Annotated in this window: 23 protein-coding genes; 21 read left to right on the top strand and 2 right to left on the bottom strand. The window is 44.8% G+C overall.

All coding sequences use genetic code 11. The features are described from left to right. Positions 1–3 precede the first annotated feature (3 nt). Positions 4–1,227 (bottom strand): argininosuccinate synthase, encoded by a 1,224-nt coding sequence (locus tag NHH16_RS08080; protein WP_262069085.1) that lies wholly within the window; start codon positions 1,225–1,227, stop codon positions 4–6. A gap of 172 nt (positions 1,228–1,399) precedes the next feature. Between NHH16_RS08080 and NHH16_RS08085 the strand changes: the two genes are divergently transcribed. The 13 genes from NHH16_RS08085 (at position 1,400) to NHH16_RS08145 (ending at position 14,754) form a co-directional block, all read left to right on the top strand. After that, positions 1,400–1,558, top strand: a complete 159-nt coding sequence (locus NHH16_RS08085; RefSeq protein WP_262069086.1) for a hypothetical protein — start codon at positions 1,400–1,402, stop codon at positions 1,556–1,558. Positions 1,559–1,818: 260 nt separating this feature from the next. Next, a complete protein-coding gene (gene proB, locus NHH16_RS08090; RefSeq protein WP_262069087.1) occupies positions 1,819–2,748 on the top strand; it encodes a glutamate 5-kinase in 930 nt (309 codons plus the stop codon). Next, a complete protein-coding gene (locus tag NHH16_RS08095) occupies positions 2,723–3,970 on the top strand; it encodes a glutamate-5-semialdehyde dehydrogenase (RefSeq protein WP_262069088.1) in 1,248 nt (415 codons plus the stop codon). Before proB ends, NHH16_RS08095 begins: the two co-directional genes overlap by 26 nt. A 116-nt stretch (positions 3,971–4,086) precedes the next feature. Next, positions 4,087–5,127 carry an N-acetyl-gamma-glutamyl-phosphate reductase gene (gene argC, locus NHH16_RS08100; RefSeq protein WP_262069089.1) on the top strand — a complete coding sequence of 347 codons (1,041 nt, stop codon included), beginning with the start codon at positions 4,087–4,089 and terminating at the stop codon, positions 5,125–5,127. A 10-nt stretch (positions 5,128–5,137) separates the two neighbouring features. Further along, on the top strand, positions 5,138–5,590 hold the full coding sequence (locus tag NHH16_RS08105) for a GNAT family N-acetyltransferase (protein ID WP_262069090.1): 453 nt from the start codon (positions 5,138–5,140) through the stop codon (positions 5,588–5,590). 3 nt (positions 5,591–5,593) lie between these two features. Further along, positions 5,594–6,814 carry a bifunctional glutamate N-acetyltransferase/amino-acid acetyltransferase ArgJ gene (argJ, locus tag NHH16_RS08110; protein WP_262069091.1) on the top strand — a complete coding sequence of 407 codons (1,221 nt, stop codon included), beginning with the start codon at positions 5,594–5,596 and terminating at the stop codon, positions 6,812–6,814. Positions 6,815–6,818: 4 nt separating this feature from the next. Further along, positions 6,819–7,724: an acetylglutamate kinase gene (gene argB, locus NHH16_RS08115; protein WP_262069092.1), complete on the top strand. Its 906-nt coding sequence runs from the start codon at positions 6,819–6,821 to the stop codon at positions 7,722–7,724. 2 nt (positions 7,725–7,726) lie between these two features. Then, a complete protein-coding gene (locus NHH16_RS08120) occupies positions 7,727–8,899 on the top strand; it encodes an aspartate aminotransferase family protein (protein WP_262069093.1) in 1,173 nt (390 codons plus the stop codon). Positions 8,900–8,985: 86 nt separating this feature from the next. After that, complete coding sequence (locus tag NHH16_RS08125) at positions 8,986–9,540, top strand: helix-hairpin-helix domain-containing protein (protein WP_262069094.1); 555 nt, start codon at positions 8,986–8,988, stop codon at positions 9,538–9,540. 11 nt (positions 9,541–9,551) lie between these two features. Beyond that, the gene (locus NHH16_RS08130) at positions 9,552–10,241 is read left to right on the top strand and encodes a response regulator transcription factor (protein WP_262069095.1); all 690 of its coding nucleotides are present in this window, start codon (positions 9,552–9,554) and stop codon (positions 10,239–10,241) included. Continuing rightward, the gene (locus NHH16_RS08135; RefSeq protein ID WP_262069096.1) at positions 10,186–11,667 is read left to right on the top strand and encodes a sensor histidine kinase; all 1,482 of its coding nucleotides are present in this window, start codon (positions 10,186–10,188) and stop codon (positions 11,665–11,667) included. Before NHH16_RS08130 ends, NHH16_RS08135 begins: the two co-directional genes overlap by 56 nt. A gap of 12 nt (positions 11,668–11,679) precedes the next feature. Next, positions 11,680–12,597 carry a GerMN domain-containing protein gene (locus tag NHH16_RS08140; protein WP_262069097.1) on the top strand — a complete coding sequence of 306 codons (918 nt, stop codon included), beginning with the start codon at positions 11,680–11,682 and terminating at the stop codon, positions 12,595–12,597. Between the two features lie 6 nt (positions 12,598–12,603). After that, positions 12,604–14,754 carry a DNA internalization-related competence protein ComEC/Rec2 gene (locus NHH16_RS08145; RefSeq protein WP_262069098.1) on the top strand — a complete coding sequence of 717 codons (2,151 nt, stop codon included), beginning with the start codon at positions 12,604–12,606 and terminating at the stop codon, positions 14,752–14,754. Here NHH16_RS08145 and NHH16_RS08150 read toward each other — a convergent pair. After that, positions 14,729–15,628 (bottom strand): LysR family transcriptional regulator, encoded by a 900-nt coding sequence (locus tag NHH16_RS08150; protein ID WP_262069099.1) that lies wholly within the window; start codon positions 15,626–15,628, stop codon positions 14,729–14,731. The two genes, NHH16_RS08145 and NHH16_RS08150, sit on opposite strands and share 26 nt — an antisense overlap. A 193-nt stretch (positions 15,629–15,821) precedes the next feature. Here NHH16_RS08150 and NHH16_RS08155 point away from each other — a divergent pair, with 193 nt between their 5' ends. The 8 genes from NHH16_RS08155 (at position 15,822) to NHH16_RS08190 (ending at position 24,875) form a co-directional block, all read left to right on the top strand. Then, positions 15,822–17,087 carry an SLC13 family permease gene (locus tag NHH16_RS08155; protein ID WP_262069100.1) on the top strand — a complete coding sequence of 422 codons (1,266 nt, stop codon included), beginning with the start codon at positions 15,822–15,824 and terminating at the stop codon, positions 17,085–17,087. Between the two features lie 37 nt (positions 17,088–17,124). Then, on the top strand, positions 17,125–18,024 hold the full coding sequence (gene ttdA, locus NHH16_RS08160; RefSeq protein ID WP_262069101.1) for a L(+)-tartrate dehydratase subunit alpha: 900 nt from the start codon (positions 17,125–17,127) through the stop codon (positions 18,022–18,024). After that, on the top strand, positions 18,024–18,650 hold the full coding sequence (gene ttdB, locus NHH16_RS08165; RefSeq protein ID WP_262069102.1) for a L(+)-tartrate dehydratase subunit beta: 627 nt from the start codon (positions 18,024–18,026) through the stop codon (positions 18,648–18,650). The genes ttdA and ttdB overlap by 1 nt, the downstream gene beginning before the upstream one ends. A 123-nt stretch (positions 18,651–18,773) precedes the next feature. Then, positions 18,774–20,342, top strand: coding sequence for a ClC family H(+)/Cl(-) exchange transporter (locus NHH16_RS08170; protein ID WP_262069103.1), 1,569 nt, complete (start codon positions 18,774–18,776; stop codon positions 20,340–20,342). A 57-nt stretch (positions 20,343–20,399) separates the two neighbouring features. After that, a complete protein-coding gene (holA, locus tag NHH16_RS08175; protein ID WP_262069104.1) occupies positions 20,400–21,377 on the top strand; it encodes a DNA polymerase III subunit delta in 978 nt (325 codons plus the stop codon). A gap of 45 nt (positions 21,378–21,422) precedes the next feature. Continuing rightward, on the top strand, positions 21,423–23,237 hold the full coding sequence (gene lepA / locus NHH16_RS08180; protein WP_262069105.1) for a translation elongation factor 4: 1,815 nt from the start codon (positions 21,423–21,425) through the stop codon (positions 23,235–23,237). Then, entirely contained in the window at positions 23,227–24,327 is a 1,101-nt protein-coding gene (gene hemW / locus NHH16_RS08185) for a radical SAM family heme chaperone HemW (RefSeq protein ID WP_262069106.1), read from the top strand. Before lepA ends, hemW begins: the two co-directional genes overlap by 11 nt. Beyond that, positions 24,324–24,875, top strand: a complete 552-nt coding sequence (locus NHH16_RS08190; RefSeq protein WP_262069107.1) for a nitroreductase family protein — start codon at positions 24,324–24,326, stop codon at positions 24,873–24,875. Before hemW ends, NHH16_RS08190 begins: the two co-directional genes overlap by 4 nt. Positions 24,876–24,879: the final 4 nt, after the last annotated feature.

Genomic DNA, 24,879 nt, shown 5'->3' on the forward strand with positions numbered 1-24,879 from the left:
GTTTTATTTCTTGCTGTCGAGCTCTTGCTTTTTAAGTGCACGAACTTTAAGTGAAAGTCCGAAAAGATTGATAAAGCCTTCCGCGTCGTGGTGGTCATATAGCTCACCAGTTGTGAAGCTAGCTAGGGATTCGCTATAGAGAGAGTAGTCAGAGGTGGTGCCAGCTTTGATGATATTTCCTTTATACACCTTTAGTTTAACCTCTCCGGTTACGTATTTCTGGGTCACATCTACAAAAGCCTGAATCGCTTCACGTAGTGGCGTGAACCATTTTCCTTCATAGACAACTTGGGCGAATTTATTACCCAAGTCTTTCTTTACCGCATAGGTATCACGGTCAAGTACCAGTTCTTCTAGTTGATCATGAGCTTCCATTAAGATGGTACCGCCAGGAGTCTCATAGACGCCCCGTGATTTCATACCAACTACGCGATTTTCTACGATATCGATAATGCCCACCCCGTGTTTTCCGCCGATAGCATTCAAATCAGTGATGATTTCCGATACCTTTTTCTTAACGCCGTTTATGGCTGTAGGAACACCGGCCTCAAAGCTTAAGGTGATGTATTCGCCTTCGTCTGGGGCTTTTTCAGGTGAGACGCCGAGCACAAGTAGGTCATCGTAGTTTGGCTCTACAGCAGGGTCTTCTAATTCCAAGCCTTCATGGCTGATGTGCCATAAGTTACGGTCACGGCTATAGCTGTGACTAGCATCAAAAGGAAGGTCGATGCCGTGTTCCTTGCAGTAGGCAATCTCGTCTTCTCTAGATTCCATTGTCCAAACGTCGGTCATTCGCCAAGGAGCGATGATTTTAAGATCAGGTGCCAGGGCTTTGATTCCCAGTTCAAAGCGAATCTGGTCATTTCCCTTACCGGTAGCACCGTGACAGATAGCGGTAGCGCCTTCTTTTCTAGCGACTTCGACAAGCTTAGCAGCAATCGTCGGTCTAGCCATCGCCGTTCCTAATAGGTATTTGTTTTCGTAGACAGAACCGGCTTTCACGCAAGGCATTACGTAGTTATCACAGAAATCGTCAATTACGTTTTCAATATATAATTTAGAAGCTCCGGAAAGCTTTGCTCTTTCTTCTAGACCGTCTAATTCTTCGCCTTGTCCGCAGTCGATGCAACAGCAGATTACTTCATAATCAAAATTTTCTTTAAGCCAAGGAATGATGGCAGTAGTGTCAAGTCCCCCTGAATAGGCAAGTACAACTTTTTCTTTCATTTTAAAATCCTCCTCTGAATTTAGAACTGTAAATAAATATACAACATATTTAATAAATATGCAATAGTATTTTCTTAAATCGTCCTTAAGTTTAACACTGTACTTGACAAAAGTACACACTTATGTATAATTAAGAAAAACTAATGGACCACATGTAAAGAGGAGCAGACGGATGAAAAAGTACATTTCTGCGATAAATGAATTAAAAGAAGAAACCTCTGCACTCACTGCAAGCAGTGTTATTTTTGTGCCGTGTATCCCCAGTCCCGCTGGGGTTATTTTGCGTAGAAAAATTTCACATGGTAAGAAGCAGGATAAGGTATACATGTAGAGCTGTTTAAATTTGTTATTAGGAAAATTTTAGGACAGGGCTAAAGTGTGAACTTTAGCCCTGTCTTTCTTATGTAACAAGAAAGTTCTTTGAACTTTCCTGTTACATAAAAAGCGCTCCGCGAGGATGCGCACTTCGGCGTAATGTATTTTGTGCGTATGCACACGCCGAAGGCGCCAGAATTTGCCAAGCGCAAATTCTATTTTATGTTCACAAACTACAAATGCGATTATACTTTAGGTTTAAAGGAGAAGAGAGCTATGGATGTACGGGAGACATTAAAGGATAAACAAAAGATTGTAATTAAGGTAGGGACATCAACCATTACCCATGAAGCGACAGGGAATATCGATTTAGATAAGTTAGAGAAGTTCGTGCGCATTCTGACCAACTTGATTAACAAGGGGAAGGAAGTTATCGTCGTTTCCTCAGGTGCCATCGGGATCGGGCGCAATGTCCTAGGAATGAAAGAGCGCCCTAAGGATAAGGCGACAGCTCAGGCCTGTGCGGCTGTCGGTCAAGGGAAGCTGATTATGATTTATGAGAAGCTGTTTGCTGAATATGGGTATTTGACGGCTCAGGTACTTCTAACGAAGGAGTCTATCGCCAACAAGACGTGTGCCCAGCATGCAAAGGAGACCTTTGATCAACTTTCAGCGATGAAGGTAATTCCTATTGTAAATGAGAATGACGCTATTTCGGTAGATGAGGAGAAGTACGGCAATTTTGGTGATAACGATACCATGGCAGCTTACGTAGCAGCGCTTGTGGAAGCCGACCTACTAATCTTAATGAGTGATATCAATGGACTTTACACCGACGATCCGAAAGAGAATCCAAATGCTCGCTTTGTCCATACAGTTAGCAATATCGATAGCAATCTGGTGAAAATGGGACGCGGTGCGAAAAGTTCTGTAGGGACTGGGGGCATGGCGACAAAGATTAAGGCCGCGAAGATTGCGACGAAAGCCAATGCGGATATGGTAATCGCAAATGGCAAGAGTATCTATACCATTAATGACGTGATGGCAGGAAAGAAGATCGGCACCTTGTTCCTGGCGGCAAATAGCGAATATAAGGGTGAGAATGAGGTGGCACCGATCAAAGATATCTACAAGAAGCATATGGATAAGGTGAATAAGCGCAGACACGGAGGTGGCGAGGATGAGTTACATGCAAGTAATTGGTAAACGGGCGAAAGAGGCGAAGAAGAGCATTGCGTACTTAAGTCAGGAGGAAAAGACAGCGGCACTTTTGGCGGTAGCGGATGCCTTAGAAGAGAAAGAAGCCGAGATTATGACCGGTAATCGCCTAGACGTGGAAGCGGCAAAGGCAGCCGGGATGAAGAGCTCTCTCATTGATCGAATGTACTTAGATGAGGCGCGAATCGCCGCCATGGCCGAGGGCCTGCGGGAAATCAGTCTGTTAGAAGATCCAGTGGGGGCGTTTGATGAAGTGAAGGTTCGTCCCAATGGTCTGCGGATTGGAAAGAAGAGAGTTCCCCTAGGCGTGGTGGGAATTATCTACGAATCCAGACCCAATGTCACAGCAGATGCTTTTGGTCTTTGCTTTAAGACGAATAATGTAGCGGTCTTAAGAGGGAGCTCAGATGCGATCAATTCCAATAAGGCAATTACAAGCGCCATTAAATTAGGGCTTAATCGTTGTAAAATCTCTCAGGACGGAATTATCTTGGTAGAGGATACCAGCTACGAAGTGGCTGATGAGATGATGAAGCTAAATGAATACCTAGACGTGCTAATTCCTAGGGGCGGGGCGGGTCTTATTAACCGGGTAGTGGAAAATAGTACAGTTCCTACCATCGAGACGGGAACGGGGAATTGCCACGTCTTTGTAGACCGCTTTGCTGATCAGGAGATGGCGGTAAATATTATTGAAAATGCCAAGACCCAGCGATTAGGCGTCTGTAATGCTTGTGAGTCTTTGGTTATCGACCGGGAAATCGCCAGCCAAGTGCTTCCAAAGATTGTCGCCAGACTAGCGGGGCACGGAATTGAAATTCGCGGTGATGAAGAGGCGAGAAAAATCAGTCCAGAACTTGTAAAGGCGACGGCTGATGACTGGGGAAGTGAATACCTAGACGGGATTATCTCGGTAAAGATTGTCGGTGACGTCCATGAAGGGATTGCTCATATTAATGAATATAATACGGGGCATTCGGAGACGATCGTGACGAATCACCTAGAGCACGCGGACCTTTTCCAGGAACGAGTGGATGCAGCCGCGGTCTATGTAAATGCCTCAACTAGGTTTACCGATGGGTGTGAATTCGGCTACGGTGCCGAAATCGGTATCAGTACCCAGAAGCTACACGCCCGCGGGCCGATGGGCTTAGCAGCGCTAACCACCACCAAGTTTGTTATCTTTGGTAATGGTCAGATAAGAAAATAAAGATGTTGCATAATATGCATAAATGATGTATAATTATGCGAAAGCTTATAACGAGCCTTTTCATAGGCTCGTTTTTGCATAACGTAAGCTCTTAAGACGGGAAAGAAGGTATGAGTATGATTAAGGTAGGAATCATTGGCGCTACCGGGTATGCCGGCGGCGAATTGGTACGAATTTTATTAGGACATCCGGAAGTGAAGATTATCTGGTATGGATCACGCAGTTATATAGGTGAAGAGTATGCCAGTGTATATAGAAATATGTTTGAACTCGTAGAAGGTAGATGCCTTGACGATAATCTCGAAGAATTAGCCCAGCAAGCGGACGTGATTTTTACCGCCACGCCTCAAGGGTATCTAGCGGGGATTTTGACGAAAGAGCTTTTGGCAAAGACGAAAGTGGTGGATTTGAGTGCAGATTATCGGATCAAAGATGTGGCTACTTACGAGCAGTGGTACGGAATCTCCCATCAAAGCATGGAGTTAATTAACGAAGCTGTCTACGGTTTGTGTGAAATAAACCGGGAGCAGATTAAAGGGGCGAGATTAATCGCCAATCCTGGTTGTTATCCGACTTGCTCAACTTTAGCTATCTATCCCTTAGCCAAGGCGGGACTCATCGAGATGAACACTTTGATTATCGATGCTAAGTCGGGAACCAGTGGTGCCGGTCGCGGTGCCAAGGTGGATAATCTATACTGTGAAGTGAACGAAAGCATTAAGGCTTACGGTGTGGCCAGTCACCGCCACACTCCGGAAATTGAAGAACAGCTAAGCTACGCTTCCGGGGAAGCGGTAGTGCTTAACTTTACACCTCATCTGGTGCCGATGAATCGGGGGATTTTGATTACCGCCTATGGAACCTTAAAGGAAAAAGTTAGTGAAGAAGAGATTCGTTCACTATACGAAGAGCATTATCAGCAAGAGAAATTTGTTCGTTTACTACCTTCCGGACAGTGTCCCGAGACTCGCTGGGTAAAGGGCAGCAACTATGTGGATGTGAATGTAAAAGTGGACTCTCGGACAAACCGAGTGATTATGATGGGAGCGATGGATAATTTAGTGAAGGGTGCCGCTGGTCAGGCTGTTCAGAATATGAATCTGATCTTCGGACTTCCAGAAAATATGGGACTTGACCTTGTGCCGATGTTCCCCTAGAGGTAGAGTAATGATAAGAGTAATGAATGAGAAGGACTACGAAGAAGTCTATCGTCTGTGGAAGCGTATTGAAGGCTTTGGCATGAAGAAGGTAGACGATTCTAAGGAATATGTAGAAAGGTTCTTAAAGCGTAATCCTACCACCAGTATGGTGGCGGTATATGACGGTAAGATTGTCGGGAGCATCCTCTGTGGACACGACGGCCGGGTGGCTAGTTTTTACCACGTGTGTGTGGACAAGCACTATCGCCGCCGAGGGATCGGCAGAGCCATGGTGGTAAAGGCAATGGAGGCCTTAAAAGTGGAAGACATTACCAAGGTGATTTTGCTTGCCTATGTCAGAAATGATGGTGGTAACGCCTTTTGGAACGGTATTGGTTGGACGAAAAGAGAAGATTTAAACTGTTACGATTTTATTTTGAATACGGAGAACATTGTGGCGTTTAATAATGAGGAGGAATAGCTTATGAGAGAGATTAAAGGAGGCGTTACTAGCCCAAAAGGATATGAGGCAGCGGCGGTAGCGGCAAATATTAAATATAAAGATAGAACGGATATGGCCCTAATCATCAGTACCACGCCAGCCGTGGTTGCCGGCACCTTTACCACCAACGTGGTAAAAGCAGCACCGGTTAAGTGGGATATGAAGATTGTGCAGGCGAAAGAAAAGGCCGGGGCGATTGTGGTGAATTCGGGAATTGCCAACGCTTGTACCGGCGCCGAAGGGGATGGTTATTGTCAAGTGGTAGCCGAGAAGGCACAGGCAGTATTAGGTATCTCAGAGGCGGTTTTGCTGGGTTCCACAGGCGTCATCGGTATGCAACTACCGGTAGAGAAGATGCTTTCAGGGATCGAGGCGCTTGCAAAAGCAAAGACAGGTGATGTGGCCGCGGGAACAGCTGCAGCTAAGGCGATTATGACCACAGATACGAAAGAAAAAGAACTAGCAATTGCTTTTAATATCGGTGATAAAGAAGTAACGGTAGGGGGAATGGCCAAGGGTTCCGGCATGATTCACCCGAACATGTGCACCATGCTTAGCTTTATTACCACCGACGCTCTAATTAGTCAGGAAGTGCTTCAGCAAATCCTTAGTGAAGATGTGAGTGATACTTACAACATGATTTCTGTAGATGGTGATACTTCCACCAATGATACGGTCCTAGTATTAGCCAATGGTCTAGCGGAAAATGAAGAGATTCTTCCGGGGACGAAGGCGTATGATGATTTTAAGGCAGCCCTTCATCAGGTGAATGAATACTTAGCAAAAGCCATTGCCGGTGACGGCGAAGGCGCAACGGCTCTTTTTGAAGTAACGGTGAAAGGGGCGAAAACAAAGAAACAAGCTCAAGTGATTGCTAAGTCGGTGGTGTGCTCCGATCTTACGAAGACCGCTATTGCCGGACACGATGCGAACTGGGGCCGGGTTCTCTGTGCGATGGGTTACGCCGGGGAAGAATTTGACCCAGAGGTGGTGGACTTATTCTTTGAAAGTGCTGCCGGCACCGTGCAGATTATGGCCAGTGGCGTTGCTACCGATTATAGTGAAGAATTGGCAACCAAGATCCTCTCAGAGGAATACGTAAAGGCGATTGCTGATTTGAAGCAGGGGCAGGAGACGGGTACGGCCTGGGGCTGTGATTTGACCCACGGATATATCGATATCAATGCAGATTATAGGAGCTAATAAGATGGTAAAAAAACACGAAATGCAAAAATATTTAGATAAGGCAGAGGTCTTAATTGAGGCCCTTCCTTATATTCAGCGCTTTAACCGTAAGATTATTGTGGTGAAATACGGCGGTAGCGCCATGGTAGATGATGAGTTAAAGGAACAAGTGATTAAAGATGTGACCTTGTTAAAATTAGTTGGGTTTAAGCCGATTATCGTTCACGGCGGCGGCAAAGAAATCAGTCGCTGGGTCGGAAAAGTAGGGATGGAGCCGAAGTTCATTAACGGGTTGCGAGTAACCGATGACGATACCATGGAGCTAGTGGAGATGGTTCTTGGTAAGGTCAATAAGAACCTAGTGCAATTAGTAGAAAGTCTAGGCGTTCGCGCTATCGGTGTAAGCGGAAAAGACGGCGGTCTTCTAAAAGTGCAGAAAAAGCTAGCTGATGGCGAGGATATCGGTTATGTGGGAGAAGTGACGGAAGTGAATTCCGAGATTTTGAACGACCTCCTGGAAAAGGATTTTCTCCCGATTGTCTGCCCAATCGGCATGGATGATGAGTTTAACACGTATAATATCAATGCGGATGACGCAGCTTGCGTGATTGCTAAAGCCATGGGAGCGGAGAAGTTAGCCTTCCTTACCGATATTGAAGGGGTGTATAAGGATCCAGAAGATCCAGAAACCCTGATCTCTGAGCTTCACGTCCGAGAAGCAAAAGAATTAATGTCTTCAGGCTTTATCGGCGGCGGAATGCTACCGAAGCTAAACAACTGTATTGAAGCGATTGAGTCAGGAGTATCCCGGGTGCATATTTTAGATGGTCGCATTCCTCATTGCTTGTTACTTGAATTTTTCACCAATAGAGGGATCGGCACGGCGATTTTAGACGATGAGAATACCAAGTTCTATAAGGGAGAGTAAAGATGGAGTATATTCAAGCGGCAGAAAAAGCGATTTTGCATACATATAATCGCTTCCCCGTGGTTTTTGAACGCGGCGAAGGCGTATATTTATATGATACCGACGGCCAGAAGTATCTAGATTTTGGTGCGGGCATTGCCGTGTCCTCACTTGGTTATAGCAATGAAGAGTATAAAGAGGCGATGAAAGCCCAATTTGACAAGCTAATTCATACCTCTAATCTTTATTATAGTGAGAACACAGCACCGGCGGCGGAGAAGCTTCTGGAACTTTCGGGAATGGAGAGAGTCTTTTTTACCAATAGTGGGACAGAGGCGATTGAGGGGGCACTTAAAGCCGCTCGTAAATACGCCTACGGGAAAGAAAGCGGGCGCTATAAGTTTATCGCCCTAGAGCATTCTTTTCACGGGCGTAGCTTCGGAGCCCTTTCGGTAACGGGAACAGAAAGCTACCGCACGCCTTTTGAGCCGTTAGTACCGGGAGTAAGCTTTGGGAAGATGAACGATTTGGAGAGCGTAAAGGCCCTGATTGATGACGAGACTTGCGGGATTATCTTAGAGCCAATACAAGGTGAAGGGGGAATCTTCCCAAGTCAAAAGGAGTTCTTAGCAGGTGTTAGAGCGCTCTGCGATGCGCACGACTTGGTGCTCATATATGACGAAATTCAGTGCGGGATGGGACGAACGGGCTCCTATTTTGCTTGGCAGCAATACGACGTAAAACCGGATATCCTCGTTATGGCTAAGGCGATTGGCAATGGCTTTCCTGTCGGCGCCTTTGGTCTAAGTGAGAAGCTGGCTACGAATTCTTTAGCACCAGGGGATCACGGGACGACGTACGGCGGGAATCCGTTAGCTCTTCAGGCGGTGCAAACGGTCGCCACAATCTTTCAGAAAAGCGATATTCTAACCCATGTAAAAGAGGTGGGCAGTTACCTAGAGCAGTCTCTGAAAGCGTTAATGGCCCAGAAGCCGATTATCAAAGAGGTGCGGGGCGTGGGGCTTATGCAAGGGGTAGAGCTTAAGGAAGCGCCTGGAGCGTATATTCAAAAAGCCTTTGAGAAGAAGCTTTTATTAATTGGCGCCGGTAGCAATACGATTCGTTTTGTGCCACCACTCGTTATCGAAAAAGAACATGTGGATCAGATGATCCAGATTTTGAAAGAAACCCTATAGCTTTTTTACAACGGAATATAGTACAATAGAAGCGTGCATAAGAGAAACTTAATAAGCGATTTGGCGAGTTTATTGAGGATGTGCGTATGAAGAAAAAGAGAATAACTATTGGTTTATTAATTGCAGGATTAGCCCTCCTGCTTTTGGCGTGTAAAAAAGAGACTAAAGAAGAGGTCATTGAACTTTCAGAAGTGGAAGCGGCAGAAGCGCTTCCTGAGGAAGAGCCAGTGCCGATTTTTGTTCACGTCTGCGGTCAGGTAATAAATCCTGGAGTCTATGAGCTAGAAGAAGGAGCCCGAGTCTTCGAAGCGATTGCGGCCGCCGGTGGTGTGACCGGCGAAGGCGAGGCGTCTTTGCTTAATCTAGCAGAGGTGCTCAGTGATGGGATGCGCCTGTACGTACCAAAGGCGGATGAGGTGGTTGCCGAGAGCGAGGGTGCTCCGGGAGAGACGCTGATTAATCTAAATACGGCTTCTAAAGAAGAGCTGATGAGCTTATCAGGGATTGGCGAGGCAAAAGCAGAAGCAATTATTTTGTATAGAGAAGAAACGGGGAAGTTTACAACGATCGAAGAATTACAGGAAGTGTCAGGGATTGGCGAGAGTACGTTTAATCGCCTGAAAGATAAAATAAAGGTATAAATGGAGAGAGCATGGCAAAACGAGTATTGGTAGTTGATGATGAAAAATTAATATTAAAGGGGATTCGCTTCAGCCTTGAACAAGACGATATGCAAGTGGACACGGCGATGGACGGTGAAGCGGCCTTAGAGCTAGCGCAGGACAATAGCTATGATATTATTTTGCTGGACGTGATGCTGCCAAAGATGAATGGTCTCGAAGTGTGTCAGCAGATTCGTGAGTTTTCTGATGTGCCGATTATTATGCTGACGGCAAAGGGCGAGGATATGGACAAAATCCTTGGCCTCGATTATGGTGCTGATGATTACGTAACCAAACCCTTTAATATCCTGGAGGTGAAGGCCCGGATGAAGGCTATTATGCGCCGAACGGAAAAGAGCGAGAACCATGGAAGCAAGAAGCGAGTCATCGAAAAGGCCGGCATGCGCATTGACTGCGATAGTCACTCGGTCTTTATAGGTGGAAACGAAATTAATTTAACAGCCAAGGAGTTTGATTTGATCGAGCTGTTGGCTTTGAATCCGAATAAAGTCTACTCTCGTGAAGAGCTTCTTAATATCGTCTGGGGTTATGAGTATCCAGGAGATGTGCGTACGGTGGACGTACATATTAGAAGACTGCGCGAAAAGATCGAAAAAAATCCAAGTGATCCGAAATACGTTCACACGAAGTGGGGAGTGGGTTATTATTTCAGGGGTTAAAAAGTATTTACATTTCAAAACGTTAAAAAGTCTGAGAGTGCATTTGGTTCTCATCATTCTGCTAGTTGGTATCATTCCTACCTTGATTATGCAAAAAGTGTTAATCAGGAATTATGAGTCACGGGCGGTAGAGGTGCGAACGGCAGAGGTGCAGAACCAATGTACGATTCTATGTAATCAAATTGCTGAAGCAAACTTTCTAAAGGACCCAAATGGGGAAGTTTTGCAGTCGGAGTTATCCCAATTAGCTAACATTTATAGTGGACGAATTATGGTCGTAAATGATGAATTTGCGGTAGTTTTTGATACGTATGATCTAGACAGGGGCAGAGTGATAATATCAGAAAGCGTTTCAAAAGCCAGTGCAGGAAATTCGGCTACGTTTTACGATGCTGAGAATAAGTATATTGAAATATCCTCGCCGATTTACGATAGCAATAAAAAAGAAGTGCTCGGCGTTATGCTAACCAGCGTTTCCACCAATGCCATTGCCGAAACTATGTCTATTTTAGAAGGGGTAACAGAAGTTCTCATTATTATTATGACAGTGGTAATTGCCCTAATCGCTTTTCTTATCGGTTCGAAAGTAGTGCGTCCGTTTCGGCGTATCACCGATTCCATTGAAGCGGTGACGGAAGGCTTTGATGACGATTATCTTCATGAGAATGCTTATGAAGAGACGGAGGTTCTCTCGGTAGCCTTTAATAAGATGCTAGGAAGAATGAAGGTGCTAGATGATTCCCGCCAAGAGTTTGTGGCGAATGTTTCTCATGAGCTGAAGACGCCGCTGACCTCGATGAAGGTTTTAGCGGACTCATTATTAGCACAGGAAGACGTGCCGCCTGAGCTATACCGAGAATTTATGCAGGATCTTTCTGAGGAGATTGACAGGGAGAATATCGTTATTAATGATTTGTTGACGCTAGTAAAACTAGATAAGACAAATCCTCACCTAACTATCGAGGGCCAAAATATCAATGAGATGTTAGAGCGGATTTTAAAACGCTTACGGCCAGTAGCAGCTGAGCGGAATATCGAGCTAGTCTTTGAAAGCTATGGACCGGTGATGGCTGAAGTGGACGAGATAAAGCTAGTTCTCGCCTTTAGTAATCTAATCGAGAACGGGATTAAATACAACCACGACAATGGCTGGGTTAAGGTGACGCTAGATGCAGATCATAAGTGGTTCACCGTTATCATTAGCGATTCGGGAATTGGTATTCCCGAAGAAGAAGGAGAACGGATTTTTGAGCGTTTTTACCGAGTGGACAAGTCTAGATCAGGTGAGATTTCCGGAACGGGACTGGGTCTATCGATTGCGAGAAGCGCTGTGTTATTGCACCGCGGAGCGATTAAGGTTCAAGGAAATGACGACGGTGGTACAGATTTTAACGTTCGTATTCCTTTGACTTATATTGCTATCTAAGGAGAATACTTAATGAAAGCAACTAAAATATTTACAATGATACTTTTATCTTTACTGGTGTTTTCGGGATGTGACCGTCAGGAAGAAGTTGGAAAGGATCAGTCCTTTGTGTATTATCTGAATTTAGACGGGACGGGATTGGAAAAAAGAGCCTACGAATACACAGAAAAAAGTACGTTAAAAAGAGCTCAGGAAGCCCTTGAGGCTATGGATAGGCCAGAAGAGGGGGAGAAGGTGCGCTCTTTACTTTCTGAAGGTGTTAAAGTAAAGAAGGTGACATTTAGTAAAGGGGTCGCGGGGGTCCATTTTAACGGCGCGTTTACAGGCTTGACTAAACTAAGTGAAACCTTGCTTCTTGGCGGGATGACCTATACTTTGACCCAGTTCCCCGAGATTGAAGGCGTCCAGGTCTATATTGATGATAGTGAGCTTGCAGATGCAGATGGGCAGGCAAGGGGCGTTCTTCACAAGGAAGACTTTATTGAAAATATTGGCGCCAGCATTCATACCACAGAGACGGCTAAAATCGCTCTATACTACGGCAATCAAACCGGTGATAAGCTGGTGAAAAGAATGAAAAGTGTGCGTTATAACAGTAACTCTTCTATTGAAAAGCTGGTCGTGGAAAAGTTGATTAAGGGCACGAAAACAAAAGAGGAAACGTCGCCTCTTGCCAGTGATGTAATCGTCCTGGGGGTTACGGTAAAGGATGGCATCTGTTACTTAAATCTAAGCGAGAGTTTTATGAGTACGCAAGGGAAGACGAGCCCAGAAGTAACCATTTACTCGCTGGTAAATTCGATTATCGATACCAGCGAAAGTGTACAGAAAGTGCAAATATCCATAAACGGCGAAAGCGATGTTAAGTACAAAGAGAACATCTCTCTTAGTAAGCCGTTTTCCAAGAATAGGGATATTATTGAGGAATAAAGCAGATTGAAAAATCGACCACTAATGTCTACGTGCGTGATCCTTTTTTCGCTCCTCTGGACCCTAGTAGTGCTTGGTGGGCGTTATTATCTTGAAGATATACGCCCTTCACCAGTTAGGGACTATGGCAAAGACAAAGAACGAGTGCAAGTAAGCGGTCAAGTCTATGACCGCCTAGAAGCGAAGGATCAGCAAATCTTTTATCTAAAAAATGTTCAGATCAAATCTCAGTCACATCTAATGACAGAACGAAGGTTAATCGTCTACTGCGATCAGTCAGTCTCTGTCAAAATCAAAAACCACCTTGAGATAACAGGAAAACTTAGCTTTTATGAAGAAGCTCGTAACCCCGGGAATTACGATCTTCGGTTTTACTATGCCAAAAAAGGGATTTACGCGTCTGTGAGCGCTGAAGAAATTACAGTTACAGAAGCAAGATATAGTCCCCTCGGAGAAGGTGTCTATGCTCTCAAGCAAAGAATTGGGGATACGCTTGTGGCGGGCCTGGGCGAGCGAAATGGACAAGTGATTAATGGCATCCTTCTAGGTGAGAAAAGGGAAATTGACCCCAGCCTTAAAGAGACGTATCAGCTCTCCGGAATTGGTCATGTTTTATCTATTTCTGGCCTTCATATCTCCCTGATCGGCATGACGTTATTTGGGCTGATTAGAAGGATGACCGGTTCGTTTAAAGTAGCAGGCGGCTTAGGGATTGTCTTTCTTTTGGGATACAGCTTTCTCATTGGCTTTTCGGTCTCCATCTTTCGGGCCACCGTTATGTTTCTCTTCCGAGTAGGCGCCGAGATAACTGGAAGAAAGTACGACGCCTATACGGCCGTGGCCGTAGCGGCACTACTGACAGTGCTGGTAAACCCTTTCGCTCTTCTTGGCGCTGGTTTTTATTTATCCTACCTAGCTATTCTCGGATTGATTCTTCTGTATCCGGTGGTCTCGGATATTCCCTTGCCTCTCATTTTGCCAGGAGCCTGTGTACAAATCATGCTTTTAGGAGCGCTGTCTTATTCCTTCTTTGAGGTTCCCCTTTACTCAATTTTTTTAAATCTATTAATCATTCCCTTGCTTTCCGTAATCGTGGCGTTAGGGATTATCGGTGGCGTGTTAGGAGGCGTAGCCATCGTAGGGAGACCCTGCTTTTTTATCACGGGGAAAGTGCTGTGGCTATATGAAGTACTAGCGGAAAAGACGTTACATATTCCAGGAGCACGGGTAATCAATGGAAAGGCAAATGTTCAAGTGATTGTTATATATTATATATTGCTTGCTATCTTTATTTGGGCTTGGCATAAGCATTCTTTTAAAAAATGGATACGTCTCATTGCTTTAAGTGGAGCACTATTTGGTGGTACGTTTTTTATCGGACATACTTGTGCGGATAACGACCTAAAAATCATCTTTTTCGATGTGGGACAAGGAGATGGGACGTTAATTACGACTCCAGGCGGACAAAATATTCTTATCGATGGCGGGAGTACTTCTGTAGAAGAGCTGGCGAAATACCGACTAGAGCCGACTTTAGAATATTACGGAATTAAGAAGCTAGACTACGTGTTCGTCTCCCACGGGGATAAGGATCATTACAGTGGGATTAAGGAGATGATTGAGCGAGAAGCCAAGAGCATTCCGATAGAGACGCTTATCTTTCCGGCTTATATAAATGCCGATTCGGAATTGCATGAGCTTAAAAATCTAGCGCAAAAAAACGGGATAACGTGTCTTTTTCTAGACCAAGGAAAGGGAATGGAGATAGACGGAGTAAAGCTCACCGGTCTGCATCCAGAGCGACTGTACCAGGATGAAAATGCAGCTTCTTTAGTCTTACTTTTAGAATATGGAAAGAAAAGCGTGCTCTTTACCGGTGATGTAGAAGGAGAGGGCGAAAAGGCGTTAACCAAGGCATTGATAGAAGCGGATATAGATATAGATGTGCTTAAAGTGGCTCATCACGGCTCAAAGGGTAGTACCAGCGACGAATTTTTAGAACAGGCAAAGCCAGAACTTGCTATTATCTCGGTGGGAAAGCGTAATCTCTATGGGCATCCCCATCAAGAAACTCTTTCCCGATTACGAGAAAGAGCGATAATGATTCGACGGACAGATAAGGAAGGAGCGATTATTTTGCAAATAGCCTCTCGGTAACCGCAGGTGCGTGCTTTTTGGTGAAATTGATAAATTTTTCTACGCGGCTACTTAAATACTTTCCTTTTGGCCAGACGATCCCGATTTCTTGTTCGACGGTGGGCATAATCGGAATTCCGGCAAACTCGGGCATGTTGGCAAGCAGTGAAGAATAGATGCAAGCACCGCCTAAGTTATGGCTGATGAAGTTGCGAATGGTGTATAGCTGACTGGCTTGCATAATAATATTGGGCTTTATGCCGGCGGCTTCGAAAAGCTCATTGAGGGTGCTGTTTTGAACAGAATCAGAGTTATACATCATTAAGGGTTCATCTTTAAGCAAGTCTACGGTGATAGACGTTTCTTTGGCTAGTGGATGTTTTTTTGATACACAGAAGACAATTTTATCCGAGAGGATGCGGTAGGAGTTAAGCTTATCAAGCTCGTAGAAGTTCATATTTACTAGAGCTAGATCAAGGGCGTCTTCCTGAACTAGTTTGGCCGCGCGTAGAGAACCGTATTCATATAATTCTACGGGAATATCAGGGTATTCATTTTGAAAAGCGATTAGCATCTCTGGAAAAAAGATTGTGCTAAGGAGGGGCGGAATTCCCACCTTGATGGGGATTGCTTGCTTCCCTAGATCCATAAATTCGGAGGTGGTTTGGTTGATAGTCTGCAGAAGATTAGCCGCTTTTTGATAAAAGAGTTCCCCTTCTTTTGTGAGCGTCACGTGATTTTTACTGCGGGTAAAGAGACTAATGGAGAATTCCTTTTCCAATTCTTTGATGGCGCTGGAAATCGCCGGTGGTGTTACGTAAAGGTGTTGGGCAGCTTGGGTGATGCTGTGAAAGCGACTAACGGCGCAGAAGTATTCTAATTGAATGATTTTCATAAGGGCTCCTTTAATATCATTTATTGATTTAGTGCAAGTATATCATAAGTATTAACTTTTTTTTAGTGTAGAATAACTTTTACTAAATGTACAAAAGCGCGAAGGGTTTATATAATGTAACCATAGTCAAAGGAAATGAAGCGGCCGCCTTGTTACTTTTGCACAGAAAACAAAAAAGGAATGGAGGCTTAATATGAGTCCATCAACTATAACACTTTTATTTCTCTTATTTGCCGTAGTTATGTTCGTTCTCGAGAAGATTCCCCTAAGCGTTACTTCGATGATCGTCTGTATCGGGCTAATTATCACAGGAGTTTTAGATGTAGAAACTGCCTTTGCTGGCTTTATCAACAGTAATGTAATTCTGTTTGTCGCAATGTTTATCGTAGGCGGTGCTCTCTTTGAAACGGGCATGGCCAATAAGATAGGGGGCATCGTGACCAAGTTCGCGAAGAGCGAGCGGATGTTAATCGTTGCCATTATGGTAATTGTTGGTTTAATGAGCGGGGTTTTGTCAAATACTGGTACCGCAGCTGTTTTAATTCCGGTAGTAATCGGGATAGCTGCCAAATCAGGCTATAAACGTTCACGGCTTTTGATGCCACTTGTTTTTGCCGCGGCTATGGGCGGGAATTTATCGCTTATTGGAGCACCAGGAAATATGATTGCTCAAAGTGGCTTAGAGGAAATTGGTTTGAAATTTGGCTTCTTTGAATATGCTATTGTTGGCTTACCGATTTTAATTGCCGGCATTATCTTTTACGCAACTATCGGCTTTAAACTGCTTCCTAATCATGAGGTAAAAGACGAGGGCGCTTTTGATACAGATAGAGACTTTAGCGACGTGCCCCCGTGGAAACAATGGCTGTCACTAATTATCTTAGTGTTAACCTTATTGGCAATGATTTTTGAAGATCAGATTGGCATTAAATTGTGTATTTCTGGGGCAATTGGAGCCTTGCTTTTAATCTTGACTGGAGTTATTTCGGAAAAAGAAGCGATTAAGGCGATTGATATGAAGACGATCTTTCTTTTTGGGGGAACATTATCACTAGCGGCCGCTTTGCAACAAACGGGAGCGGGGGAACTGATTGCAGGTAAGGTAATAGGTGCGCTGGGGGCGAACCCCTCACCGTATATCTTAACCTTTGTGGTATTTATTCTATGCTGTGCGTTAACAAACTTCATGTCCAACACAGCGACAACCGCCTTAATGGTGCCAATATGTATATCGATTGCCCAAGGGATGGGAGCAGATCCGCGAGCGGTTTTGATGGCTTGCGTAATTGGAGGATCATGTGCTTACGCTACGCCTATCGGAATGCCAGCGAATACCATGGTGGTCGGTGCTGGTGGTTATCGATTCGTAGACTATGTTAAGGCAGGATTTCCGCTAATTATTATCGCCACGGTTGTAAGTATGATTATCTTGCCGATAGCTTTTCCTTTCTTCCCATAGGAAAAAGCCCATTATTTGAATGAAAAAGGAGACCAAAATGGAAAAGAAAAAACAAGTGGAACAGCTTACAGACTATATGGCGAATTTTGTATCCCATATAGCGAAGGTGTTACCCGATGATATTATAGCGAAGCTAGATGAACTGGCAGAAAAAGAAGATAGCCCCTTATCCAAGGTTATCTATGAGACGATGAAGAAGAATCAGGTGTTAGCTAAAGAGCTTGATAGACCAAGCTGTCAAGATACCGGAGTGCTGCAGTTTTGGGTAAAATGTGGAACAGGTTTTCCGTTAATGGGTGAACTAGAGGGTCTATTAAAGGAGGCGGTTATTAAGTCTACCTTTGCGGCACCGCTGCGCCATAACAGTGTGGAAACTTTTGATGAGTATAACACGGGGAAGAATGTAGGCAAAGGAACCCCTACGGTATTTTGGGATATCGTACCAGATAGCGACCAGTGTGAAATCTACGCTTACATGGCTGGTGGCGGGTGCACGCTTCCAGGAAAAGCGATGGTTTTAATGCCAGGTGCTGGTTACGAAGGGGTGACTAAGTTTGTAATGGATGTGATGACCTCCTATGGATTAAATGCCTGTCCCCCGTTACTTGTAGGGGTAGGAGTGGCAACTTCTGTGGAGACAGCGGCTCTGCTTTCAAAAAAAGCGTTGATGCGCCCCCTAGGAACCCATAATGAAAATGCCAATGCTGCTTCGATGGAAACTCTCTTAGAAGACGGAATTAACGCGATTGGTCTTGGCCCCCAGGGGATGGGCGGGAACTATTCCGTAATGGGTGTCCATATTGAGAATACCGCTAGACATCCTTCTACAATTGGAGTGGCAGTAAACGTTGGCTGTTGGTCACACAGGCGAGGTCATATTGTGTTTGACAAAGACTTGAATTATACGATTACTACGCATTCGGAGGTGACTTTATAATGGTTGAAATGAAAGATGGAAAGAAGATTCTGACGACACCGATTACCCCAGAGGATTTAGCAGATATACACATTGGCGACATTATCTATTTGAATGGCAGTATGACAACTTGTCGCGATGTGGCTCACAGACGTTTGGTAGAGGCAGGACGAGAGCTTCCTGTAGATGTTAGAGATGCCGCAATTTTTCACGCAGGGCCGATTATTCGCCCGTTAGATAATGGAAAATTCGAAATGGTCTCTGTCGGTCCAACGACTAGTATGCGGATGGAGCAATTTGAAAAAGAATTTGTTCAGCAGACCGGTGTGAAAGTGATTATCGGTAAAGGGGGGATGGGACCGAACACGGAATATGCCTGCAAGAACTATCAGGCGATTCACTGTGTCTTTCCGGCGGGAAATGCGGTAGTAGCTGCCACGGAAGTTGAAGAGATTATTGATGCCCAGTGGCAGGATCTTGGTATGCCAGAGACACTTTGGCACTGCCGAGTGAAGGAATTCGGCCCTTTGATTGTCTCTATCGATACTGAGGGACGTAACCTTTTCGAAGAAAACAAAGTGATTTTTAATGAAAAAAAAGAAAAGGCGATTGAAGAAATCTGCAAACAAGTAAGTTTCATTAAGTAACTACCGTCTATTAAATAACAAAATCCAAGGAATGGTCACTGGTTGAAGACGAATAATGTTTTCGAAGGTGGTCATTTTTTGTTATAATTGTTTAGTGAAATGAAAAAGAAGGAAGAGAAGAAAATGAAAAAAGATACTCGAGAACAATTAAAACGCTCCCGAATTGGTGCCCTTTCTTTAGTTGGCGAAGGGGTCTTAGTGGGGGCGATTGCCGGAATGGTAGTAACTCTTTATCGCTTGGCGCTAGAATATGCCGACGAATTACGAGGATTTGTTATTCACCAAGCAAAAGGACACCCAGGGACGATGGCTCTTTGGTTTGTGATATTAGCTGCCCTCGCAACCTTAGTCTATCTGCTACTTAAATTTGAACCACTGATTGGCGGTAGCGGGATTCCCCAACTAGAAGGAGAGATTACCGGTGCCTTAGAGCAATCTTGGTGGCGGGTGGTGTTAGCTAAATTCGCCGGCGGCTTACTCTCCATGTTTGGCGGGTTGGCGCTAGGACGGGAGGGCCCGTCGATTCAGCTAGGGGCGATGATGGGAAAGGGTACGGGTGCGATTTTAAAAAGTAGCCAGTCTCGGAAACGCTTCTTGATGACTTGTGGTGCCAGTGCAGGCTTATCAGCTGCCTTTCACGCACCTTTAGCGGGAGTCTTATTTTCCCTAGAAGAAGTGCATAAGAATTTTTCGGTGTCGCTTTTAATTGGCGTTATGTCCTCTTCGCTTACAGCTGACTTTTTGACTTCTTTGATTTTAGGCGAAAAGGTGGTTTTCCAGATTCCGCTAACGCGAATGATTTCTTATCATGAATATGGTTATATTTTGCTACTTGGCCTAGTGCTGGGGGTAGCAGGAGCGTTTTACAATTGGTTCACCTTAAAGTGCCAGGATTTTTACAGGCGTTTAAGCTTCTTACCCGGGGTGTTGAAAGTAATGATTCCCTTTGCTCTAGCTGGTGTTTTAGCCTTTACCATGCCCCAGCTTTTAGGCAGTGGCCATGGCTTGATCGATGCGCTAACCAGCAAGGAGATGGCGCTTACGGCGATGGTGGGAATTTTGCTCGGTCGCTTTATTTTTTCTGGTCTTAGCTTTGGTGCAGGGGTGCCTGGTGGCATTTTCTTCCCTCTATTGGTTATCGGTGGCTTTATTGGTGGTGTATTCGCTAAGAGTGCAAGTTTGACGCTGGGTCTCGATCCTATCTATTTAAATAATTTTGTCGTGCTAGCTATGGCCGGTTATTTTGCAGCCATTGTACGAGCACCATTAACAGGTATACTTCTGCTTTTTGAGATGACTGGGTCTCTGGGGCAAATGCTCTCTCTGTCAGTCGTCTCCATTGTGGCCTACGTGGTTGCCACGTTATTAGGAAGTGAGCCGATTTACGAAAGTCTGCTTGAGCGACTTTTGCATAAGCGTAGTAAAGAAAACGCACAAGTGACAGTTAAGCCAGGGGAGAAGGTAATTAGTATCTACGCCGTTGAGGCGGATTCTTACCTCGACGGGGCCACCATCAAAGACATCTTGTGGCCGGAGAATACGCTAGTGGTATCCGTACAGCGGGGGAATAACGATATTATCCCCAGCGGCGATACCTTGCTAGTGGTAGGCGACCAACTAATGTTGATGACGACCAAGGAAGGTCAGCTAGAAGCTGATACGAAGATGCGCAAACTCTGTGCTTGTGTTTAATGTTATTTTTGCGATGATATGTTATTCTAAAGGGGTGTAAAGAAGGGACATATGTAAATGAAGAGTATAATTGCAGATATTAACAATCACGATTTTAAGCGAGTCTATTTGCTTTATGGTGAAGAAGGCTACTTAAGAAATCAATATAAAAAGCGTTTGCAAGAAGCGATTATCGGTGACGATAGCGAGCTTAACTTTAGCCATTTTGAAGGCAAAGATACTCCGGTTAACGAGGTGATATCATTAGCGAACACATTGCCGTTTATGTCAGAAAAGCGTCTAATTATCATCGATGAAAGCGGCTTTTTCAAAAAGAAAAATGAAGAGCTTGCGATGTTTATAAAAGACATCCCGGAAGAAACTTGCCTTATCTTTTCAGAAGTGGATGTGGATAAGCGAGGAAAGCTTTATAAGGAAGTGGCAAAGGTCGGGACGGTAGTAGAAATGACCGTTCAAAAGCCAGAGGTCTTGCTTAAGTGGGCGGCCGGTCTTTTGAAGAAGGACAATATGCGTATTAAGGAAAGTACGTTGCGACTCTTTCTCTCAAAGGTGGGTAACAACATGGGGCTAATCGAGACGGAGCTAGAAAAGCTAATCTGCTTTCGAGGCGAAGGCGCAGAGATTACCCCAGAGGATGTGGAGCTACTGACGACGACTCAGATTGAGAATCATATCTTTCAGATGGTGGATGCTGTGGCCTCAAAGCAGAAGCAAAAGGCGATGGAGAAGTACTATGAGCTTTTAGCGCTTAAGGAAGAGCCGCGAGTGATCTTGTCTTTATTAGCTAGGCAGTTTCGTCTCTTATACGGAACTAAAAAGCTAGTTAATGGCGGTAAGAATAAAGGGGTAATCGCTAAAATCATGGGACTTCCTCCCTTTGTTGTGGACAATTACATTCGGCAGCAAAAGGGCTTTTCGGCAGAGGAGCTGCGGGAGATTATGGAAGAAGCCGCGGATTTTGGTAGAAGCATCAATGTGGGGGAGCTAGATGACCGAGTAAGCGTGGAATTATTCATTGTGAAACATACCAAATAAATGCTATAATACACAAGCAATAGCAGTCAGGGAGGAAAGAAACGCGTGGCATATATAGATCAGAAACATATTCGTAACTTTTGTATTATCGCTCATATTGATCACGGCAAGTCAACCCTTGCCGATCGAATTATCGAACAGACGGGACTATTAACGGATCGGGAGATGCAGTCTCAGGTCTTAGATAATATGGACCTTGAAAGAGAGCGAGGAATTACCATTAAGGCTCAGGCGGTGCGAACTGTCTACAAGGCGAAGGATGGCGAAGAGTATATCTTTAACCTAATCGATACTCCGGGACACGTGGATTTTAACTATGAGGTGTCAAGGAGTTTGGCAGCTTGTGATGGCGCGATTTTAGTGGTGGATGCGGCTCAAGGAGTGGAAGCCCAGACGTTGGCTAACGTCTATTTAGCGCTGGATCACGACTTGGACGTGGTGCCAGTCATCAATAAGGTGGATTTACCTAGTGCAGAGCCAGAGCGAGTAATTGAAGAAATAGAGGACGTGATTGGCATTGAGGCTGAAGATGCACCGCTGATTTCGGCGAAGACCGGACTGAATGTGGATCAAGTACTAGAGCAGATTGTTAAGAAAATTCCGGCGCCTAAAGGTTCTAAAGAGGAGCCCTTACAGGCACTTATTTTCGATTCTCTATACGATGCCTATAAAGGGGTTATCGTCTTTTGCCGGATTATGGAAGGCACGGTCAAAAAAGGCACGCCTATTAAAATGATGGCCACCGGAGCGAATGCGGAAGTGGTAGAGGTAGGTTACTTTGGCGCAGGCCAATTTATCCAAGCGGAGGAATTATCAGCGGGAATGGTTGGCTATATCACCGCTAGTCTTAAGAACGTAAAGGATACCCAAGTAGGGGATACGATTACAAATGCCCAGCGTCCTTGCGAGAAACCCCTGCCTGGTTACAAGAAAGTAAATCCTATGGTTTACTGTGGAATGTACCCGGCGGATGGGGCTAAGTATCAGGATCTGCGAGATGCGCTAGAAAAGCTACAGCTTAATGATGCGGCACTTCAGTTTGAACCGGAGACCTCGATTGCCTTAGGCTTTGGTTTCCGTTGTGGCTTTTTAGGATTGTTGCATCTAGAGATTATTCAGGAGCGTCTAGAGAGAGAGTACAATCTGGATTTGGTGACGACGGCCCCTGGGGTTGTGTACCGCGTATATAAAACTAGCGGCGAGATGATTGAATTAACAAATCCTTCTAACTTGCCCGAGCCTACGGCAATTGATTATATGGAAGAGCCGGTAGTAAAAGCCGAGATAATGGTTACCTCCGAGTTTATCGGGGCGATTATGGATCTTTGCCAGGAGCGCCGCGGTGTTTATGAGGGTATGGAATACATCGAAGAAAAGCGGGCGGTGCTGCGTTATACTTTGCCGCTTAATGAAATTATTTACGACTTTTTTGACGCCTTAAAGTCCCGGTCTCGGGGGTATGCTTCTTTCGATTACGAAATGAGTGGCTACCAGAAATCAGAGCTTGTCAAATTGGATATGCTTATTAATAAAGAAGAAGTGGATGCCCTGTCTTTTATCTTGCACGCTGATACGGCTTACGAAAGAGGACGGAAGATGTGTGAAAAGCTTAAGGAAGAAATTCCTCGTCAGCTTTTTGAAGTGCCTATCCAAGCGGCAATCGGTAGTAAAGTAATTGCTAGGGAAACTGTGCGGGCAATGCGAAAGGATGTCTTGGCAAAATGTTACGGTGGTGATATTTCCCGAAAGCGCAAGCTCTTAGAGAAACAAAAAGAGGGTAAGAAGCGGATGCGCCAAATCGGAAACGTGGAAATTCCCCAGAAAGCATTTATGTCAGTGCTTAAACTAGATGATAACTAAAAAACCATTAGAGCTATATTTGCATATTCCCTTTTGCGTCAGGAAATGTCATTACTGTGATTTTCCTTCGAGCCCGACGACGCCGAAGGAGCAGCGAGCATACGTGGAAGACTTATGCCATTTAATACGCGAGCAGAAAACCAGTAAGACTCACGCGTTATCTACCATTTTTGTCGGTGGAGGAACCCCGTCACTTTTGACGGCTCAGGAAATCAGTAGTATTTTTGCGGCAATTCGCGAGACTTTTGAGGTGGTGCGTTCAGGAGAGATTACCATTGAGGTAAATCCGGGAACCGTATCAAAGGAGCTATTAGCCTGTTACCAAGAGTTAGGGATTAACCGCCTTAGTATCGGTCTACAATCGACCAATGATGATGAACTAAAGACCCTAGGGCGAATTCATACTTATCAGGACTTCCTAGAGACGTATGAAAGCTGCAAAGAAGCAGGCTTTAAGAATGTAAATGTGGATTTGATGTTCGGGATTCCGGGACAGACGGTGTCATCCTGGGAGCGTTCTCTTCGTCAGATTGCCGAGCTGGATCCTCAGCATATTTCGGCCTACAGTTTGATTGTGGAAGAGGGCACGAAGTTCTCTTTGATGGAGCAAAAAGGTGAGCTCATACTTCCTAGTGAAGATGTTGAGCGAGAAATGTATAAGTTGACAAAAAACTTACTTTTAGAATACGGTTTTCACCGCTATGAGATATCGAATTATGCGAAAGCCGGCTACGAATGTCGCCATAACCTTGGTTATTGGCAGCGAAAAGAGTATTTAGGCCTTGGATACCAAGCGGCGTCGCTAATTGATGAAACCCGCTTTACTACCGGGGGCGAACCGGTGGTGCTATCGGTGAAAGAGCAAATGGAAGAGACCATGTTCTTAGGTCTACGGATGAGTTGCGGCGTGGATAAAGAGGCTTTTTTTAAAAAGTACGGATGTACCCTGGATTCAGTCTACGGTAAGGTACTTGAAGAGTTTGCCCAGAAAGAACTTCTCATAAATGGAAATGAAAAAGTTTACTTAACGGAAAAAGGATTAGATCTTAGCAACTATGTAATGAGTGAATTTTTGTTGGAGGATGAATGATGTTAGAGGTAATTAAAAACAGACGTAGCGTTCGCAAGTATCAACAAGGAAAACCTGTTGAAGAAGAAAAGCTTCAAGAGGTGCTAAAGGCAGGAGCGCTTGCCCCTTCAGGATTTAATAAGCAGCCCTGGCATTTTATCGTGGTTACTGATCCGGAGATGAAGAAAGGGTTAGCGTTTGTAGATCACGAGCAATACTGGCTAGAGGAAGCTCCTTATCTAATTGTTTGTGTGGCAGATCCAACCATTTGGGTTGGTGGTGAGAAGATTTATGTGAATGAGGAGTCGCCTCTTTTAGGGCTTAAGAAAGTCATTAGAGATACGGCAATTGCCACTACTCATATGATGCTAGAGGCAGAAAATCAAGGTCTGGCGACTTGCTGGACAGGCTGGTACCAGCAACTAGACGTGCGTCCTCTTCTAGATATTCCGGAGGATCAGTATGTGGTAGGGATCTTAGCGCTAGGATACGGCGCGGAGACACCGGAAGCCAAGCCGCGAAAATCACTAGAAGAAGTGGTTATGTATGAAAAGTGGGATAAAGAATAGCAAA

The organism is Ohessyouella blattaphilus (assembly GCF_024721265.1).
Taxonomy (GTDB): Bacteria; Bacillota; Clostridia; order Lachnospirales; family Lachnospiraceae; genus Aequitasia; species Aequitasia blattaphilus_A.